A 17,995-nucleotide genomic window follows, 5' to 3' on the forward strand; every position below is an offset into this window, starting at 1 on the left:
ACCTGCGATGAACATGGCCGTCGGAAACGTCACTGCCCCGCCCGCCCCCAGGCGGCTGGAGGAGATGGCCCTGCCGATCGTGATGATGCGGGACATCCTGCTCAAGACGATGTTCCGCTCGAACCTCAACGTGGTGACCGAGATCGCCCGCGGCGTCTGCCTGCCGATCCCGGTGAGCCAGGAACTGGTTGACATGGCCCGCGGCCAGAAGCTGTTGCAGGCCACCGGCACGCTGAATGCCAACTCCGGCAACGAGATGGGCTACGAACTCACCGATTCCGGCAAGGCGCGCGCGCTCGATGCCCTGGCGCAGTCGGAATATTACGGCGCCATGCCGGTGCCGCTGCATGTCTACCAGGAGCAGGTCAAACGCCAGTCGATCCGCAACGTCCAGATCACCCGCGCCCAGCTCACCGCCGCCATGGGCGAGCTGATCCTGCCCGACACGCTGATGGACCAGCTGGGCCCCGCGGTCTCGGCCGGCCGCTCGATCCTGATGTACGGGCCGCCCGGCAACGGCAAATCCTCGATCTCGAACGGCATCCGCAAGGCGATGGGCGACAAGATCTACGTCCCTCGCGCGATCGAATACGCCGGCCAGGTGATCACCGTCTACGACCCGATCGTGCATTCCGCCGCCGAAGAGCAGGAGGACGACCCAACCCAGCTGCGCCGCGCCTCGAACCGCTATGACACCCGCTATGTGCGCTGCGAGCGGCCGACGGTGGTGACCGGCGGCGAGCTGTCGCTGAAGATGCTCGACCTGGTCTACAACCCCACCGCGCGCACCTATCAGGCGCCGCTGCAGCTGAAATCCTCTGGCGGCATCTTCATCGTCGACGACCTCGGCCGTCAGGAAGAGCCGCCGCAGGCGCTGGTCAACCGCTGGATCGTGCCGCTGGAGGAAAGCCGCGATATCCTGGCGCTGCAGTCGGGCGAGAAATTCGAGGTGCCGTTCGACACGCTGGTGGTGTTCTCGACCAACTTCCACCCCAACGAGATCTTCGACCAGGCGGCGCTCAGGCGGATCTTCTTCAAGATCAAGATCGACGGGCCGGGGCAGAAGGATTTCCTCAAGATCTTTGCCCTGGTGGCCAAAAAGAAGAAACTGCCGCTCGACGAGGCGAGCCTGATCCATCTGCTGCAGAAGAAGTATCCGACGATCCAAAATGTCTATGCCAACTACCAGCCGGTGTTCCTGATCGACCAGATCCTGTCGATCTGCGCCTTCGAGGGGGTCTCACCCCGGATGACGCCGGAGTATATCGACCGCGCCTGGGCCAACATGTTCGTCAAGGACGAGAAGATCGTGAAGTGAGGCCGGCCCGGGGAGGGGGGCTCTGCCCCCGTCCCTGCGGGACTCCCCCGAGGGTATTTTTGAACAGAAGAAGGGCGGACCCGGTTTTGATCTTTGACCGCGCGCCCTAGGTTTGGCGGATGAGCGCCCTGCCCCCTGCCATTCACGATTGGTTTTCCGCCCGCGGCTGGCGGGTGCATCCGCACCAGCAGGCGATGGTCGACCGGCGGACGGCGCCGGCGCTTTTGCTGATCGCGCCCACCGGCGGCGGCAAGACCATGGCGGGGTTCCTGCCGACACTGGCGGAACTGGCGGCGGGCGGGCACGCCGGGCTGCACACGCTCTATGTCTCGCCGCTCAAGGCGCTGGCGGCGGACATCAAGCGCAACCTGACCGGCCCGGTGGGCGAGATGGGCCTGCCGATCCGGATCGAGGACCGCACCGGCGACACCTCCTATACCCAGAAGCGGCGGCAGCGGGCCGATCCGCCGCATATCCTGCTGACCACGCCGGAGAGCCTGGCGCTGATGTGCTCCTATGAAGATGCGCCGCGGATTTTCAAAGGCCTGCAGCGGGTGATCGTCGACGAGATCCATGCCCTCGCCGACAGCAAGCGGGGCGACCAGCTGATGCTGGCGCTGGCGCGGCTGCAGAGCCTTTGCCCCGGGCTGCGGCGGGTGGGGCTGTCGGCGACGGTGGAGGACCCCGAGGCCATCGCGCAGATGCTGGCGCGCCATCCCGACCCCTGCACCATCGTCGCCGCCGACCCCGGGCCGGACCCCGACATTGCCATGCTCGAACTGCCCGACGCGCCCCCCTGGGCCGGTGGCGGCGCGGCCTATGCCATCCCGCAGGTGATGGCGGCGGTCAAGGCGCATCGCACCACGCTGATCTTTCACAACACCCGCGCGCAGGCCGAGATCTTCTTTCACAACCTGTGGCTGGCCAATGACGAGAGCCTGCCGATCGGCATCCACCACGGCAGCCTCGACCGGGTGCAGCGCGAGCGGGTGGAGGCGGCGATGGTGCGCGGCGAGCTGCGGGCGATCGTCTGTACCGGTAGCCTCGATCTCGGCATCGACTGGGGCGATGTCGACCTGGTGATCCAGATCGGCGCGCCGAAGAACGTCAAGCGGCTGATCCAGCGCATCGGCCGGGCCAATCACCGTTACAATGCGCCGTCGAAGGCGCGGCTGGTGCCGGCCAACCGTTTCGAGGTGGTGGAATGCCATGCTGCCCTGCAGGCCGCGCGTGCCCATGCGCTCGATGGCGATCCGCGCGGCCCCGGCCCGCTCGACGTGCTCTGCCAGCATATCCTGATCGCCGCCTGCTCGGGGCCATTCGAAGCCGGTGCGCTTTATGCCGAGATGAAGACGGCCGGGCCCTATGCCGGGCTGACCCGGGCGCAGTTCGACGACTGTCTCGAATTCTGCGCCACCGGCGGCTATGCCCTGCGCGCCTATGACCAGTGGCAACGGCTGAAGCAGCGCGACGATGGGTTGTGGCAGCTGCGCGATCCGCGGTCGGCGCGGATCATCCGGATGAACATCGGCACCATCCAGGACACCGACCTGCTCAAGGTGCGCTTCAAGGGCCGCGGCGGCAAGCCGCTGGGCGAGATCGAAGAGGGGTTTGCCGCAACGCTGACGCCGGGCGACACCTTTCTGATCGGCGGCCAGATCGTGCGCTATGACGGGCTGCGCGAGACGGTGGTGGAGGTGACCCGCGACGCCGCGAAGAAGCCCAAGATCGCCACCTTCGGCGGCACCAAGTTCGCCACCTCGACCCAGCTCAGCCAGCGCATGCTCGACATGCTGCAGGCGCGCGACTGGCCCTACCTGCCCGATCATACCCGCGACTGGCTGCATCTGCACCGAAGGGTCAGCCAGCTGCCCGAACCGGGGCGGCTGCTGATCGAGAGCTTTCCGCATGACGGGCGCGAACATGCCTGCATCTACGGCTTTGCCGGGCGCAACGCGCAGCAGACGCTGGGCCTGCTGGTGACCAAGCGGATGGAGGAGCTGCGGCTCGATCCGCTGGGCTTTGTCGCCACCGATTACGCGACGCTGATCTGGGGATTGAAGCCGCTGACCGACCCGGGCCCGCTGTTCGACATCGCGGCACTGGAGGCCGGGCTCGACGGTTGGCTGGCGGGCAACGCGGTGATGAAGCGCACCTTTCGCGCCAGCGCCACCATCGCCATGCTGATCAACCGCAACATGCCGGGAAGCAAGAAGAGCGGGCGGCAGGCGACCTTCTCCAGCGACATCCTCTATGACACGCTGCTGAAATACGACCCCGACCACCTGCTGATGCGGATCACCCGGGCCGAGGCCATGCGCGGGCTGGTGGATTTCGCCCGCATCCGCGAGATGGCCGAACGGGTGCAGGGGCGCATCGACCTGCACCGGCTTGACCGGGTGACGCCGCTGGCCGCGCCGATGCTGCTCGAAGTGGGAAAGGTGCCGGTGATGGGGGCCGGGCGCGAGCGGCTGCTGGAGGAAGAGGCGGCGGCGCTGATGAGCGAGGCCGGGCTCGACCGGCTCTGAGCGCTTGCGCTCGGGCGCGGCTTGCGGCAATGAACAGAGCATGAACACCTATCCCTTCACCTTTGCCGGGGCAGAGCTGGTCGCCCGGCCGTCAGGCGCGCTGCATTGGCCTGAGGCCGGGCTGCTCTGCGTGTCGGACCTGCACCTTGGCAAATCCGCCCGGCAGGCGCGACGCAATGGCGTGCAACTGCCGCCCTATGACGTCGAGGACACGCTGGCGCGGCTCGAGGCCGAGGTGGAGGCGACGCAGGCGCGCGTGGTGATCTGCCTCGGCGACAGTTTCGACGATCTGCAGGCGTTCGAGGCCCTGCCCCCGGCAGCACTCGACTGGATCACCCGGTTGCAGGCCGGTCGGCGCTGGATCTGGATCGAGGGCAACCATGATCCCGGGCCGGTGGCGCTGGCCGGCGATCACCTGGCGCAGTTTCGTCACGGGGGCTTGAGCTTTCGCCATATCGCGGGCGACGCGGCCGGCGAGGTGTCGGGCCATTACCATCCCAAGCTGCGGCTCAGGGCCGGGTCGCGGGCCTGTTTCCTGGTCGATGCGCAGCGGCTGATAATGCCGGCGTTTGGCACCTATACCGGCGGGCTGCGTTGCGATGATCCGGCGCTCGACCGGCTGATGGGCGACGGCGCGCTGGCGATCCTCACCGGTGCGCGGGCACTGGCGGTTCCGATGCGTCAGAACAGGTCGGGGCGGGCCGCTTCGAGACGCGGGCGATAGGTCCGGCTGACCGGCAGCTCGTCGCCATTGACCAGCGTGACCAGCACCTTGCCACCGCGGCGCTGCACCGTCTCGACCGCTTCGAGCGGCACCCAGTGCGAGCGGTGCACGTGGCAGCCGGCCAGCGGTGCCATCTCCTCGACCGCATCGGCAAAACGCATGCGGATCTGTTCGAGCCCCTGGTCGGTCGCCACGTCTGTCAGGTGGTCATTGGCCGAGAGCCGGTAGATCGTCGCCCGCGGCCTGTCCAGCCGCTGCACCAGGCGGGGCAGCGGCTCTGGCTCGGGGGCGGCACCCGTGTCGGCCGCGCCATCGCGCAGATGCGGCCGCAGCACGTGGATCACCGAATAGACCGTGAGCGTCGGCACGAAGGTATTGAGAAGCAGCGACCAGAACTGCGGATCAAGCCCGCCGCCCAAAAGCCCGATCACTCGCGACCAGACAAACACCATCGGCGCGAAAACCAGCGTCATCAGCACCGAGGCCACCAGCGCCGCCCGCCAGCGCACCAGCGGCTGTACGATGCGATAGGAAATCTCGTCGAAAGCCGCGCCGCAGATCATTGAAATGGCAATCAGCACCGACCAGAACAGCACCCTCAGGCCAAGGTCCAATTCCCCCGACGTTCCATAGGGTTGCGCAATCACCGCGACAGTGGTCAGGCCAAAATACACGGCAAGGGCCACACGAGAGTGGCGCAGGCCGAGCACCCGGTCGCGTATTGCCGTCAGTGCCGCGTGATCGGTGCTGCTTTCGGAAAGATGGGTCTCTTGGTTCAACATGGATGAAAAATGCGTCGCTTGGTCTTTGCAAATGATCCGGCGGTCCGGCATCGTGAATTCCGGTGCACCGTTCAATACCACCGGTCCGAGGGAAAACAATGACATTGTCCCGGCAGAAAGAGGCTGACCTTAGGGAAAGCTTCGCCCGGCAGAGCCTGATGCGCACCTTCTCGGCAGAGCTGTCTGAGCTGGCCGCCGGCCGGGTGGAGGTCCGCGCGCCGATCGGTCCGGGTGTGTTGCAGCAGCACGGCTTTGGCCATGCCGGGCTGACCTTTGCGCTTGGCGATACCGCGGCGGGCTATGCGGCGCTGACGCAGATGCCCGAGGGCGCCGAGGTGCTGACGGCAGAGATCAAGATCAACCTGCTGGCCCCGGCCCGCGGCCAGAGCCTGCGCGCCCGGGGCGAGGTGCTCAAGCCCGGGCGTCGGCTGGTGGTGGTGCGCGCCTCGGTCTGGGCGCTGGACGGCGACACCGAAACCGAGATCGCCGCCCTGCAGGGCACCATGGTGCCGGTGTTGCCGGGCGCCTAGGCGGTCAGCCCCTCCGGCGCCGCGATGCCATTGGCGCGGCAGCAGGCGGTCAGCGTGTTGGCCAGCAGGCAGGCGATGGTCATCGGCCCCACCCCGCCGGGCACCGGGGTGATCGCGCCGGCCACCTCGGCGCAGCTGTCGAAGTGGCAATCGCCCACCAGGCGGGTCTTGCCCTCGCCTTTCTCCGGCGCGTCGATGCGATTGATGCCGACGTCAATCACCGTCGCACCGGGCTTGATCCAGTCGCCGGTGACCATCTCGGGGCGGCCCACCGCCGCCACCACGATATCGGCGCGGCGGGTGACCTCCTGAATGTCCTTGGTGCGCGAATGCGCGATGGTCACGGTGCAGCTGTCGCCGAGCAGGAGCTGCGCCATCGGCTTGCCGACGATGTTCGACCGGCCGATGACCACCGCGTTCAGCCCGGACAGGCTGCCGTGATGCTCGCGCAGCATCATCAGGCAGCCCAGAGGCGTGCAAGGCACCATGCTCTCCTGACCGGTGCCCAGCAGCCCGACATTGGAGATATGGAAGCCGTCGACATCCTTGGCCGGATCGATGGCGTTGATCACCAGGTCCTCGTCCAGATGATCCGGCAGCGGCAGCTGCACCAGGATGCCATGCACCGCGGGGTCATCGTTGAGCTGCTCGACCAGCGCCAGCAGCTCCTCCTGAGAGATCGAGGCATCGCGCTTGTGCTCGTAGGAGTTCATGCCGACCTCGACGGTCTGCTTGCCCTTGGCGCGCACGTAGACCTGGCTCGCCGGGTCCTCGCCGACCAGCACCACCGCCAGGCCGGGGGTGATGCCGTGGTCCTGCTTGAGCCGCGCGACATGGTCCGCCACCTCGCCCCGCACCTTTGCGGCAAAGGCCTTGCCGTCGATCTTACTGGCCGTCATCCGTCTGTTCCTTCCTTGCCCATGACCCGCTCTTCGCGGGCAATCATGGCGTCGATCAAAAGCGTCCACATCGCCTCGGCCAGGTCGGCGTCGAAGCCCGTGGCATCGGCCTCGGCCCTGACCTTGGCCAGCACGTCCGCCACCCGAGAGGGCGCCCGTGCCGCGATCCCTGTCGGGGCCTTCAGCGCTGGCGCGCGGTCGATGTAGCGCACCCGCTCCACATGCAATGCGATCAGCGCGCGGTCAATCTCGTCGATCGCTGCGCGCAGCTCGGCCATGGTCTCGATCTGGTCTGGGGTCTTGCGCATCCCGGTCCTTCTTCGGTTCTGAAACTATCCCCGCCGGAGGCAGGCGCCGCCCCTGTGGCGGCCGGGTCCGAGGGGGCGCGACGCCGCCTCAGACCCGGCCCCCTTTTAGAACAATCCTTCGACCTGGCCACCCTCGTTCAGCCGGATATTTTCCGACGCCGGCACCGAAGGCAGCCCCGGCATGGTCATGATCTCGCCGCAGATCACCACCACAAAGCCCGCCCCCGCCGCCAGCCGCACCTCGCGCACCGGCACCGAATGGCCGGTGGGCGCGCCGCGCAGGTTGGGATCGGTCGAGAAACTGTACTGGGTCTTGGCCATGCAGACCGGCAGATCGCCATAGCCGGCCTCTTCCCACTCGCGCAGCTGGTTGCGGATCTTGCCGTCGGCCAGCACCTCGTCGGCGCGGTAGATCGACTTGGCGATGGTCTCGATCTTCTCGAACAGCGGCATGTCGTCGCGGTAGAGCGGCGCGAACTGCGACACGCCGGCATCGGCAATCTGCGCCACCCGGGTGGCCAGCGCCTCGGTGCCCTCGGAGCCCTTGGCCCAGTGCTGGCAGAGGATCGCCTCGGAGCCCTGGCTCTCGACGTAGTCCGTCACCGCCTGCACCTCGGCCTCGGTATCGGTGACGAAATGGTTGATTGCCACCACCACGGGGACGCCAAAGCTTTTCACGTTCTGGATGTGCCGCCCGAGGTTGGCGCAGCCCTTGCGGATCGCCGCCACGTTTTCGGCGCCGAGATCGCCCTTGGCCACACCGCCGTTCATCTTCATCGCCCGGCAGGTCGCCACCAGCACCACGCAATCGGGCGCCAAACCGGCCTTGCGGCACTTGATGTTCATGAATTTCTCGGCCCCCAGATCGGCGCCGAAGCCGGCCTCGGTCACCACGTAATCGGCCACCTTGAGCGCCGTGGTCGTCGCCATCACCGAGTTGCAGCCATGGGCGATATTGGCAAACGGCCCGCCGTGCACGAAGGCCGGGTTGTTCTCCAGCGTCTGCACCAGATTGGGTTGCATCGCGTCCTTCAACAGAACCGTCATCGCGCCATCGGCCTTGATGTCGCGGCAGGTGACCGGTTTGCGCTCGCGGGTATAGGCGACGATGATATCGCCCAGCCGCCGCTCGAGGTCCTTGAGCGAGGTGGCGAGGCAGAGGATCGCCATGACCTCTGAGGCGACGGTGATGTCAAAGCCAGTCTGGCGCGGAAAGCCATTTGCGACACCGCCGAGCGAGGTCACCACGTCCCTCAGCGCGCGGTCGTTCATGTCCATCACCCGCCGCCAGACCACCCGGCGCGGGTCGATCTCGAGCGCGTTGCCCCAGTAGATGTGGTTGTCGATCATCGCCGAGAGCAGGTTGTGGGCGGTGGTGATGGCGTGGAAATCGCCGGTGAAATGCAGGTTCATGTCCTCCATCGGCACCACCTGGGCATAGCCACCACCGGCCGCCCCACCCTTCATCCCGAAGTTGGGCCCGAGCGAAGCCTCGCGGATGCAGATCGCCGCCTTCTTGCCAATCCGGTTGAGCCCGTCGCCCAGGCCCACGGTGGTGGTGGTCTTGCCCTCGCCCGCCGGCGTCGGGTTGATCGCGGTGACGAGGATCAGCTTGCCGGTCTCGTTGCCCTGCACCGAGGCGATGAACTCCTGGCTGACCTTGGCCTTGTCATGGCCGAAGGGCAGCAGGTGCTCGGACCCGATGCCAAGCCTGGCACCGATTTCCTGGATCGGTTTCTTGGTCGCGTCGCGGGCGATTTCGATGTCGGATTTATGGGACATGGGGCCTCTCCTCCTGGCTTTGGCCCTGCATAGCGCGACAACCCGCCGCAGCCGAAGGTGAATCCGACATTTTGACTGCAGCTTGCGGCGGCCCTGCCCGAAGCGCAGGGCCCCCGCCGCCGCACACCAACCCCGCCCCGGACCCCGCTCCGGGGCCTCCCGGCCAACACCACCGCTGACGGCGAGACACCGGGGCAGACGGTAGAGGCCCGGGGCGAGCCCCCTCCCCTTTCGCAACGAAAAACCCCCGCGGCCTGCGCCGCGGGGGTCTCTGTCTCAGGTCATCAGGCTCAGGCCGTGGGTTCCGGCTCCAGATCACCGGAGGGCTTGGGCTTCGGCTTGGTCTTGGGGATCGCCGTGACCGAAGGCGCATTGCCCTGGTCGGGGGTGTCGTCCTCGTCCTCGCCCATTTGCGGCGGCTCGCCCTTCATCACCCGGCGAATCTCCTCGCCGGTCAGGGTCTCGTATTCCAAAAGCCCCTGGGCCAGCCGCTCCCATTCCTCTTTCTTCTCGGTGAGGATCTCGAAGGCGCGGTCATAGGCCGCCTGGATGAAGCCCTTCACCTCGTCCTCGATCAGCTCCTTGGTATGGGCCGAGACCGACAGGCCGGCGGTGTTGCCGCTGTAGCCTTCATGCGCCTCGGAGTAATCGATGTTGCCGACCTTGTCGGACATGCCCCAGCGCAGCACCATGGCGCGCGCAAGTGCCGACGCCTGCTGAATATCGCCCGCCGGGCCGTTCGAGACATTCGGCTCGCCATACTTGATGATCTCCGCGGCCTTGCCGGCCATGGTCATCGCCAGCTTTTCCTCGCATTCCGACTTGTGCCAGTTCAGACGGTCGATCTCGGGCAGCGAGACCACCATGCCCAGCGCGCCGCCGCGCGGAATGATCGTCGCCTTGTAGACCGGATCGCACTGCGGCAGCGACAGACCGACGACGGCATGGCCGGCCTCGTGATAGGCGGTCTTTTCCTTCTGGTCGTCGGTCAGCACCATCGAGCGGCGCTCGGCGCCCATCATCACCTTGTCCTTGGCGTTCTCGAAGTCTTCCATCGTCACGAACCGCCGGCCGACCCGCGCCGCCATCAGCGCCGCCTCGTTGACCAGATTGGCAAGGTCCGCGCCCGAGAACCCCGGCGTGCCGCGGGCAATGATCCGCATGTCTGCATCGGGGCCCAGCGGGATCTTGCGGGCGTGGACGTTGAGGATTTTCTCGCGGCCCTTGATGTCGGGGTTGGGCACGGTGACCTGACGGTCGAAGCGGCCGGGGCGCAGCAGCGCGGGGTCGAGCACGTCTTTCCGGTTGGTGGCGGCGATGATGATCACGCCCTCGTTGGCCTCGAAGCCGTCCATTTCCACCAGCAGCTGGTTCAGCGTCTGTTCGCGCTCGTCATTGCCGCCGCCGTAGCCGGCGCCACGATGCCGGCCGACCGCGTCGATCTCGTCGATGAAGACGATGCAGGGCGCGTTCTTCTTGGCCTGCTCGAACATGTCGCGCACCCGGCTCGCACCGACACCCACGAACATCTCGACGAAGTCGGAGCCCGAGATGGTGAAGAACGGCACGCCGGCCTCGCCAGCAATGGCGCGGGCCAGCAGCGTCTTACCGGTGCCCGGAGGGCCCACCAGAAGCGCGCCCTTGGGGATCTTGCCGCCGAGACGCGAGAACTTCTGCGGGTTGCGCAGGAATTCGACGATCTCTTCCAGCTCTTCCTTGGCCTCGTCGATGCCCGCCACGTCGTCAAAGGTGACGCGGCCATGCTTCTCGGTCAGCATCTTGGCCTTGGACTTGCCAAAACCCATCGCGCCGCCTTTGCCGCCGCCCTGCATCCGGTTCATGAAATAAATCCAGACGCCGATCAGCAGCAGGAAGGGCAAGAGGCTCAGGATGAAGGACTGAAAGCCCGACTGCTCCTGCGATTCGGCATTCACCGCCACGCCGTTGTCGATCAGAACCTGGGTGACCTCGGCATCCTCGGGCTTGATGGTGACATAGTCCCGCCCGTCCTTGCCGCGATAGCGGATGGTCTCGCCGTCGATCACGGCCGAGGAGACCTTGTCCTCCTCCACCAGCTGGACGAAGTCGGAATACGGCGTGCTCTGGCTCTGCAGCGTGTTGCCACCGCCCGAGAACAGGTTGAAGAGCGTGAGGATCAGCACAAAAAGCACGACCCAGAAGGCGATGTTACGCAGGTTGCCCAAGAAAGTTCTCCCGAAGATTGGGTGTGGCCCGCTCTATAGCGCGCCCTTGTGGTGAAAAATAGGGGTTTATGCGGTACATTCAATGCACCGCGAGGAATGCGGAAAAGCCGCCGGCGCCGGCCCGGCGATGGATCTCATGCGCGGGGCCGACGCCCGCCGGCGCGAAAGCCACCAACCGGGGGCCATCAAACACCGCCGGTTGCGCAATCAGGCTCTGGTAGGGCAGCCCGGACGGCCGCTCCGAGAGCTGCGACGCGCCCTCCGCGCCGAGCGCGCGCACCTCGCCCGGCCCGAGCCCGGCACCGCTCAGCCGCAGCCGCCCGTCCCAGAGCCCGCCGACCGGCGCCACAGCCTCCGCCACCGCGGCATATTCCCGACAAATCCGAATCTCAGACCGTTCGGCCCGCATCAGGCAGCCATGCAGCGTGGCCGTGCCGCCGGATGCCACCTGCCCGGCCGCCGCGGCCAGCGCGCGGGCGCGCGGCCGATAGACCTGCCCAGAGACAAATTGCAGCCCCGCCGCCAGCAGCCGCATCCGGGTCTCGTCATCAAGCGTAGCCAAACCGTCGCGATCATAGAGCAGGTCGCCATGAACCTGCCGCACCACCCGGTCCGCCGCCTCGCAGGCCCTGGCCCGGAGCGCCGCCTGCGCCCGCGCCATCCGCCCGGCGGTCTCCGCCAGTGCCGGCGCATCCAGCCCCAGCGGCGCCAGCACCTCCAGCGCCTGCCGCACCCGCACCCGCTCGAACCGCGCATCGCCATTCGACGGGTCCTCGATCCAGTGCCCCTTGAGCACCGTCAGATAATGCCGCAGCTCGGCGCGGCGGACCTCGAGCAAGGGGCGCAGCAGCCAGAAGCCGGTCCCCTCCTCCTCCGCCACAAAACGCCGCGCCGCCATGCCCGCCAGCCCGTCAACGCCGGAACCGCGCGCCAGCCGCATCAGCACCGTCTCGGCCTGGTCGTCCAGAGTATGCGCCATCAGCACATGCTGCAGATCGCCGCGCCACGCCCCGATCAGCCGCAACCGCGCCGCCCGCGCCGCCTCCTGCAGGTTGCCGCTGCCGTCCCAGTCCTGCCAGCGCAGGATGTCATGCGCGTGCCCCATCGCGGCGCATTCCCTTGCCACGAACGCCGCCTCCCCGGCGCTCTCGGAACGCAGACCGTGATCCACCGTCACCACCCGCAGCCCGACGCCCATGCGCCGCGTCCAGTTGTGCGCCAGGGTCAGCAGCGCCATGCTGTCGCCGCCGCCAGACACCGCAAGCCCGATCTCGGCCGGAAACCCCGGCCCCAGCAGATCGCCCATCACCCCGGCAAAATGGCTTTCCAGACTGAATGACGTCATCCGGCGCGCCGCGCCCCCTGCTTCTTCTGTTCAGAAATACCCTCGGGGGAGTCGCCAAAGGCGACGGGGGCAGAGCCCCCGCACCCGACGGCCACGACCGCCCGGTTCAGGAACAGCCCAGCGTCGCCATCTCGGACTGCGCCTCGCTCAGCTCGGCCGCCGCAGGAAAGCGCGGTCCGATCTCCGCCAGCATCTGGCAGGCTGCGTCGGTCTGTCCCAGCCGCGCCAGCGCCCGGCCGAGGTTGAGCAGCGCCGGCGCCGCCGTGGCCTCGGCCTCGCGGTCCAGCGAATAGGCGTCGAGATAGGCCCGCGCCGCGTCCTTGGTGTTGCCCAGCTTCTCCAGCGCCTCGCCGCGGCCCAGCAGCGCACGTGCGCCCAGCGGCCCGCCCGGATAGGTCTCGTTGAAGGTCGCAAAGAGCCCGGCGGCGCGCTCGAAGTCACCAGCGGCCAGCGCCTCCTCGGCGCGGCGGAAATCCTCTTCCTCGCTCATCGCCAGGGCCGGGCCTTCGCCCTCCGGCGGGGCCACCGGCACCGGGACCGCCGGGGTCGCCACCTCTTCACCGCCCAGGGTCGAGGTCTCGCCAAGGGCACCGACGTCGCCGCCCTCAAGCTCGACCAGGCGGAACTCGAGATCACCGATCCGGTTGGTGCCGTCGGTGACCACGCGGTCGATGCGATGCTCCAACTCCTCGGTCTTGCCGGTGAGCCGGGACAGCTCGGCCTCGATCACCTGCACCCGGTCAAGCAGCGTGCCGCTGCCGGCCGAGACATCAGAGCCGCCGGTGGTCGACAACTCGCGCCGCAGCCGCTGCACCTCGATGTTGAGCAGCGTCAGATCCTGCCGGATATCGGCCAGGGTCGCGGCCCCGCCCTGCGCCGCCGCCGTCAGCGGCAGCGCCAGCACCAGCCCGAAGATCATCACAAATCGCATCGCTCACTCCCGGCCCTCCGGGCCTCTGGTTCCGTTCCGCCTCAGCTCAGCGCGCTGCCGGCGATCACCGTGACCGCGCGGCGGTTCTTGGCATAGCAGCTCTCTTCCGAACAGATCTCGATCGGACGTTCCTTGCCATAGGTGACAAAGCGCAGCCGGCTGGCCGGCACGCCCCGGGAGATCAGGTATTCGCGCACTGCGTTGGCCCGACGGCCGCCAAGCGCGAGGTTGTATTCCCGGGTGCCCTGCTCATCCGCATGGCCTTCGATCACCGCCTGATAGTCGGTGTTGACCAGCAGCCACTCGGCCTGCGCATCGAGCGTCGCCTGCGCCTCGGAGGTCAGCGAGGACTGGTCGACCAGGAACAGCACCCGGTCGCCGATCGCCTGCTGGAAATAGCTCGGGCTCGAGGGATCGCCGGCGCCACCGGGGGTCACGCCCGCCCCGGCCCCTGCTCCGGCGTTCATGTCGGCCGAGCCGTCGAGCCGCGGATCGTCCTGGCCGAAGCGGCCGGCATTGGTACAGGCCGAAACGGCCAGCGCACCGACGAGAAGCGCGATCTTGGTGAAATGTGTCATGGGTCCTTGGGTCCTGTCCTGCTCCGTGGCATTTCGCCATTGTTGCCTGCGAGACTAGCATAGCGCCGCCCGCCTTGAAATCCTTATCGCCGCTACTGCAACGGCCCCCAGCTCGGGTCAGAGGCCGCATCCGGCGTGCGCACCCGCCGCAGGCTGCGGCCAGAGACATCGACCGAGTAGAGGCTGGCCTGACCGCTGGCGCCTTGGGTCTCGCGGGTGAACATGATCACCCGGCCGTTGGGCGCCCAGGTCGGGCCCTCGTCGAGGAAGGAGGCGGTGAGCAGCCGCTCCTCGCTGCCGTCGGTGCGCATCACGCCGATGTGGAACCGGCCTTTATGCTGCTTGGTAAAGGCGATCAGGTCGCCGCGCGGCGACCAGACCGGGGTGCCGTAACGGCCGGGGCCGAAGGAAATCCGCTCGGCCTCGCCGCCGCCCGCCGGCATGATGTAGAGCTGCTGGCTGCCCGAGCGGTCGCTCTCGAAGACGATGCGGCTGCCGTCGGGGCTGTAGGAGGGCGCGGTCTCGATTGCCGGGGTGTTGGTCAGCCGCCGGGTGGTGCCCGAGGCGAGGTCCATGGTGAAGATATCGGTGTTCGCGCCTTCCGAGATCGAGAACACCGCCGTCTGGCCGTTGGGCGCGAAGCGCGGCGCAAAGGACATCACCCCGGTCTGGCTCTCGAGAATCCGGCTCTGGGTATTGCCGACGTCGAGCACGTGGATCCGCGGGAAGCCGGTGGCATAGGAGGTATAGAGCACCCGGTCGCCGGTGGGTGAGAACCGCGGCGCCAGCACGATCGACGAGCTGTCGGTCAGGTACTGCACGTTGGCGCCGTCGTAATCCATGATCGCGAGGCGCTTCTTTCGGTCGTCCTTCGGCCCGGTCTCGCTGACATAGACCACCCGGCTGTCGAAATAGCCGCTCTCGCCGGTGATCCGGCTGTAGACCGCATCGGCGACCTTGTGCGCCATCCGCCGCCAGCCTTCGGTGGTGCCCTGAAACTGCAGCCCCTTGCCCAGTTCCTGGCCCGAGAACACGTCATAGACCCGGAACTTCACCGTCAGCTGGCCACCGTCGCCGACGGTGACCGCGCCCATGATCAGCGCTTGCACGTTGATCGCCTTCCAGTCGTTGTACTGCACCGGCGCGGCAAAGCTGGTGGGCCGCGAGATGAAGGCATCCTGCGGCGTCTGGATGAACAGCCCGGTGCCGTTCAGGTCATCGGCCACCACCTGCGCCAGCCGGTTGCCCCACTCGCCGGCGGCGGCGTTTTCCGGGATGAAATCAGGCACGGCAAAGGGCAAGGGTTCCACCACGCCCTCGGTGATCTCGATCCTGAGGGGGGCCGCCTTGGCCGGCAGGGCGAGGAGCCCGGCCATCAGGACAGCCAGCGCCGCGCAGAGCACAGTCAGACTCTTGGCGGTCAGACCCTGAGCGGTCAGAGCCGGGGCAGTCAGAACCTGGGTCACAGGGTGTTTCACACTCATCTACTTACCTTCTCGGGATTAAAGGTCATCTCGATTTGCCGCCATTGGTCGTATTTGTCGACCGGCAGTGCGTAGCCGTCCTTCTGACAGCGGATAATCGCGCGTCTGGCGGCCTGGAAGGCGACTTCTGTTGCACGCGCGTCACCCCCGTCGCTGCCGGCGAGGCGGATCGAGTTCGCCGCCACGCGGCCGGATTGCTCCATTTCCATGGTCACCACCACCGTCACGCGCGCCGCGGCAGAGCCCACATCGATCACCCAGCAGTCCTGCACCGCCAGACGCAGGTTCTCGCGTTCGCCGGCGGTGAGCGGCGGGCCGCTCGGTGCGGCGGCGGGGGCCGGTGTCGGATCGCTGCTGCCGCCCAGCGCCTCGGCCAGCGCGTCGGCCACCGCGTCTGCAGTGTCCTCCGGCGCAGGTGCGGGCGTGGCGGGCGTCGGCGTTTCGGCCGGCGTTTCAGCCGGGGATTCCGTCGGGGCCTCGGCCACGGCGGTTGGCGTGCGAGGACGCCCGCGCGGGCGGACCGAGCGCTCGGGCGCGCCCGAGGGGGCCTCGTCGGCCTCGGTGACGATCTCGCTGGTGGCCTCCTCCTCGGCGGCGGCCTCCTGCTCTTCCTGCGGCTCGGGCGTCGGCGCCTCTTCCTCGGCCACCACCGCATCCTGGGTGGTGTCCTCGATCACCACCTCGGGCTCGGGCGGCGCGATGGGCTCGGGGGCGACGCGCGGCGCCGGGCGGGGCTGCGGCCGCGGCGTCACCTCTGGCAGCACCACCGCCACGTCCTCATCGGCGGGCGGCGCCGGCTCCGGCGGCGGGATATCGTCTGGCGGGGTCACCGGCGCCGGCGGCTCTGGCACCTCTGGCAGTGCCTCCGGCGCGGGTGCCGGCGGCTCCTCGACCGGCTCGGGCGGGGTCACCGGGGCCGGCGATTCCTCGACCGGGGCCGGCGGCGGGGTGTCCTCGGCGGCCGGCGGGGCCGGCTCCTCGGGCGCGTCGGGCACCGTGGGCGCGACCTCTGGCACCACCTCGGGCGCAGGCTCTTCCGGCGCGACCTGACCCGACAGCGCGGCATAATCCGCTTCGCTGATGGTGGTCACGGTGGTGACGTCGAAAGGCAGCGGCTCGACCTGAAACAGCGGTCCGATCAGCAGCCAGCCGATCAGGCCGACATGCGCCGCACCCGAGAGGTAAAAGCCGAAGTGCAGCCGGCGACGGCCCTCCTCGGAGATATCCTGATCTGCGCTCACGGCGACCCCGGCCTAGCCTTCGTCCTGACCGTCGAGCCGCGGCCCGCCGGTCTCGGTCACCAGCCCGATGTTGGAAAAGCCACCGGCATTGAGCGCGCCCATCACCTCCATCACCTGTGCATAGGACACCGCCCCGTCAGCCCGCAGAAACACCCGGTCGCTGGACCGCTCCTGCGCGATGGCGCGCAGCTTGCCGATCAGCTCGCCCGACGGCGTCTCGGTGGTCTGGATCAGGATGCCGCCCTCGGCGGTCAGGGTCACGGTCAGCGGCTCTTCGCTGTCGGCCGAGAGCGCCGAGGCCGCGCTTTTCGGCAGTTCCACCGGCACGCCGACGGTCAGCAGTGGCGCCGAGACCATGAAGATGATCAACAGCACCAGCATCACGTCGACAAAGGGCGTGACGTTGATTTCCGACATCGGCTTGGCCCCGCCCCTGCGGCGCCTGCGGCTGCCGCCGCCGCCCGGTTTGACGATATGTGCGCCCATGGCCTAGCTGTCCAGCTGGCGGCTGAGGATGGTCGCGAACTCGTCGGCAAAGCTCTCGTAGCCCGACAGGATCCGGTCCGCGTCCGCGCTCAGCTTGTTGTAGAAGATCACCGCCGGGATTGCCGCCAGCAGGCCGAGGCCGGTGGCCAGCAGCGCCTCGGCGATGCCGGGGGCGACGACGGCCAGAGAGGTGTTCTGCTGCTCGGCGATCTCGACGAAGGCGTTCATGATGCCCCAGACGGTGCCGAAGAGGCCGACGAAGGGCGCGGTCGAGCCCACCGTCGCCAGCACCGACAACCCGTTCTGCAGCTCGTCGCTGACCTGCGCGATGGCGACGTTCATCGAGCGGTCGATGCGCGCCTGCGCGCCGGGGATCAGCCCGCCGTCCTCGCGGTGCGAGCGGCGCCATTCCAGCATGCCGGCGGCAAACACCCGCTGCGCCCGGCCCTTGGGTTCCGGCCCCATCTGCTCGAACAGCTCGTCGAGCGGCTCGCCGGACCAGAAGGCGCGGTCGAAGCGGCGCGCCTCGCGCTTGGCGCGACGATAGGTGACGAGGTTGTAAAAGATGATCGCCCAGGACCAGAAGCTTGCCACGATCAGCGCGATCATCACCAGCTTCACGGTCAGGGTGGCACGGGCGAAAAGGCCCCACATGGAGAAATCGATCTCCTGTGCGAGCGCGAGGGTCTCTGTTTCCATCAGCCTGCTCTTTGTTGTGGCCGGTTCTGTGCGGCCCGTTTGGGCGCAAGCGTAGCGGAAAGACAGGGGGAAAGCCAACACCAAGGCGCCCGCGGACAGGCTTTGTCACGCGAATGTGGGCCACCTTGGCGGATATTCGCCAAGCCCCGGTGATCG

At 67.8% G+C, this 17,995-nt stretch carries 16 protein-coding genes; 4 read left to right on the forward strand and 12 right to left on the reverse strand.

The window, feature by feature from the left end; translation table 11 throughout:
* Positions 1-7 precede the first annotated feature (7 nt).
* The 3 genes from VOI27_RS02215 (at position 8) to pdeM (ending at position 4,570) form a co-directional block, all read left to right on the forward strand.
* Positions 8-1,318, forward strand: coding sequence for an ATPase (locus tag VOI27_RS02215; protein WP_323763653.1), 1,311 nt, complete (start codon positions 8-10; stop codon positions 1,316-1,318).
* Positions 1,319-1,437: 119 nt separating this feature from the next.
* Complete coding sequence (locus VOI27_RS02220; protein ID WP_323763654.1) at positions 1,438-3,846, forward strand: ligase-associated DNA damage response DEXH box helicase; 2,409 nt, start codon at positions 1,438-1,440, stop codon at positions 3,844-3,846.
* Positions 3,847-3,886: 40 nt separating this feature from the next.
* Complete coding sequence (pdeM, locus tag VOI27_RS02225; RefSeq protein WP_323763655.1) at positions 3,887-4,570, forward strand: ligase-associated DNA damage response endonuclease PdeM; 684 nt, start codon at positions 3,887-3,889, stop codon at positions 4,568-4,570.
* On the opposite strand, the gene VOI27_RS02230 is transcribed toward pdeM, so the two are convergent.
* Complete coding sequence (locus VOI27_RS02230; RefSeq protein ID WP_323763656.1) at positions 4,528-5,352, reverse strand: LytTR family DNA-binding domain-containing protein; 825 nt, start codon at positions 5,350-5,352, stop codon at positions 4,528-4,530. The genes pdeM and VOI27_RS02230 overlap by 43 nt on opposite strands.
* 98 nt (positions 5,353-5,450) lie before the next feature.
* Here VOI27_RS02230 and VOI27_RS02235 point away from each other — a divergent pair, with 98 nt between their 5' ends.
* Positions 5,451-5,882, forward strand: a complete 432-nt coding sequence (locus VOI27_RS02235) for a PaaI family thioesterase (RefSeq protein ID WP_323763657.1) — start codon at positions 5,451-5,453, stop codon at positions 5,880-5,882.
* Here the strand turns inward: VOI27_RS02235 and folD are convergent.
* The 11 genes from folD to tolQ all read right to left on the reverse strand — a co-directional run bounded on the left by folD (position 5,879) and on the right by tolQ (position 17,839).
* Entirely contained in the window at positions 5,879-6,781 is a 903-nt protein-coding gene (gene folD / locus VOI27_RS02240) for a bifunctional methylenetetrahydrofolate dehydrogenase/methenyltetrahydrofolate cyclohydrolase FolD (RefSeq protein WP_323763658.1), read from the reverse strand. The genes VOI27_RS02235 and folD overlap by 4 nt on opposite strands.
* A complete protein-coding gene (locus tag VOI27_RS02245) occupies positions 6,778-7,089 on the reverse strand; it encodes a chorismate mutase (RefSeq protein ID WP_323763659.1) in 312 nt (103 codons plus the stop codon). Before VOI27_RS02245 ends, folD begins: the two co-directional genes overlap by 4 nt.
* A 105-nt stretch (positions 7,090-7,194) precedes the next feature.
* On the reverse strand, positions 7,195-8,871 hold the full coding sequence (locus VOI27_RS02250) for a formate--tetrahydrofolate ligase (RefSeq protein ID WP_323763660.1): 1,677 nt from the start codon (positions 8,869-8,871) through the stop codon (positions 7,195-7,197).
* A 290-nt stretch (positions 8,872-9,161) separates the two neighbouring features.
* Positions 9,162-11,075 (reverse strand): ATP-dependent zinc metalloprotease FtsH, encoded by a 1,914-nt coding sequence (ftsH, locus tag VOI27_RS02255; RefSeq protein WP_323763661.1) that lies wholly within the window; start codon positions 11,073-11,075, stop codon positions 9,162-9,164.
* A gap of 79 nt (positions 11,076-11,154) precedes the next feature.
* The gene (tilS, locus tag VOI27_RS02260) at positions 11,155-12,420 is read right to left on the reverse strand and encodes a tRNA lysidine(34) synthetase TilS (protein ID WP_323763662.1); all 1,266 of its coding nucleotides are present in this window, start codon (positions 12,418-12,420) and stop codon (positions 11,155-11,157) included.
* 106 nt (positions 12,421-12,526) lie between these two features.
* The gene (locus VOI27_RS02265) at positions 12,527-13,351 is read right to left on the reverse strand and encodes a tetratricopeptide repeat protein (RefSeq protein WP_323763663.1); all 825 of its coding nucleotides are present in this window, start codon (positions 13,349-13,351) and stop codon (positions 12,527-12,529) included.
* A 41-nt stretch (positions 13,352-13,392) separates the two neighbouring features.
* On the reverse strand, positions 13,393-13,929 hold the full coding sequence (gene pal, locus VOI27_RS02270) for a peptidoglycan-associated lipoprotein Pal (protein WP_323763664.1): 537 nt from the start codon (positions 13,927-13,929) through the stop codon (positions 13,393-13,395).
* A gap of 92 nt (positions 13,930-14,021) precedes the next feature.
* Positions 14,022-15,305 (reverse strand): Tol-Pal system beta propeller repeat protein TolB, encoded by a 1,284-nt coding sequence (tolB, locus tag VOI27_RS02275; protein WP_323763744.1) that lies wholly within the window; start codon positions 15,303-15,305, stop codon positions 14,022-14,024.
* A gap of 104 nt (positions 15,306-15,409) precedes the next feature.
* Positions 15,410-16,654, reverse strand: coding sequence for a cell envelope biogenesis protein TolA (locus VOI27_RS02280; RefSeq protein WP_323763665.1), 1,245 nt, complete (start codon positions 16,652-16,654; stop codon positions 15,410-15,412).
* 12 nt (positions 16,655-16,666) lie between these two features.
* Positions 16,667-17,140: a protein TolR gene (gene tolR / locus VOI27_RS02285; RefSeq protein ID WP_323763666.1), complete on the reverse strand. Its 474-nt coding sequence runs from the start codon at positions 17,138-17,140 to the stop codon at positions 16,667-16,669.
* Between the two features lie 3 nt (positions 17,141-17,143).
* On the reverse strand, positions 17,144-17,839 hold the full coding sequence (tolQ, locus tag VOI27_RS02290) for a protein TolQ (RefSeq protein ID WP_323763667.1): 696 nt from the start codon (positions 17,837-17,839) through the stop codon (positions 17,144-17,146).
* Positions 17,840-17,995 lie beyond the last annotated feature (156 nt).

Origin of the sequence: Marinovum sp., assembly GCF_034669705.1 — a bacterium.
Taxonomy (GTDB): Bacteria; Pseudomonadota; Alphaproteobacteria; order Rhodobacterales; family Rhodobacteraceae; genus Marinovum.

Coding starts and splice junctions, on each gene's coding strand:
- tolB (WP_323763744.1), bottom strand. CDS start 15,305: ATGGCCGGGCTCCTCGCCCTGCCGGCCAAGGCGGCCCCCCTCAGGATC.
- VOI27_RS02245 (WP_323763659.1), bottom strand. CDS start 7,089: ATGCGCAAGACCCCAGACCAGATCGAGACCATGGCCGAGCTGCGCGCA.
- VOI27_RS02235 (WP_323763657.1), top strand. CDS start 5,451: ATGACATTGTCCCGGCAGAAAGAGGCTGACCTTAGGGAAAGCTTCGCC.
- VOI27_RS02230 (WP_323763656.1), bottom strand. CDS start 5,352: ATGTTGAACCAAGAGACCCATCTTTCCGAAAGCAGCACCGATCACGCG.
- folD (WP_323763658.1), bottom strand. CDS start 6,781: ATGACGGCCAGTAAGATCGACGGCAAGGCCTTTGCCGCAAAGGTGCGG.
- pal (WP_323763664.1), bottom strand. CDS start 13,929: ATGACACATTTCACCAAGATCGCGCTTCTCGTCGGTGCGCTGGCCGTT.
- VOI27_RS02265 (WP_323763663.1), bottom strand. CDS start 13,351: ATGCGATTTGTGATGATCTTCGGGCTGGTGCTGGCGCTGCCGCTGACG.
- VOI27_RS02250 (WP_323763660.1), bottom strand. CDS start 8,871: ATGTCCCATAAATCCGACATCGAAATCGCCCGCGACGCGACCAAGAAA.
- VOI27_RS02220 (WP_323763654.1), top strand. CDS start 1,438: ATGAGCGCCCTGCCCCCTGCCATTCACGATTGGTTTTCCGCCCGCGGC.
- tilS (WP_323763662.1), bottom strand. CDS start 12,420: ATGACGTCATTCAGTCTGGAAAGCCATTTTGCCGGGGTGATGGGCGAT.
- pdeM (WP_323763655.1), top strand. CDS start 3,887: ATGAACACCTATCCCTTCACCTTTGCCGGGGCAGAGCTGGTCGCCCGG.
- VOI27_RS02215 (WP_323763653.1), top strand. CDS start 8: ATGAACATGGCCGTCGGAAACGTCACTGCCCCGCCCGCCCCCAGGCGG.
- tolR (WP_323763666.1), bottom strand. CDS start 17,140: ATGGGCGCACATATCGTCAAACCGGGCGGCGGCGGCAGCCGCAGGCGC.
- tolQ (WP_323763667.1), bottom strand. CDS start 17,839: ATGGAAACAGAGACCCTCGCGCTCGCACAGGAGATCGATTTCTCCATG.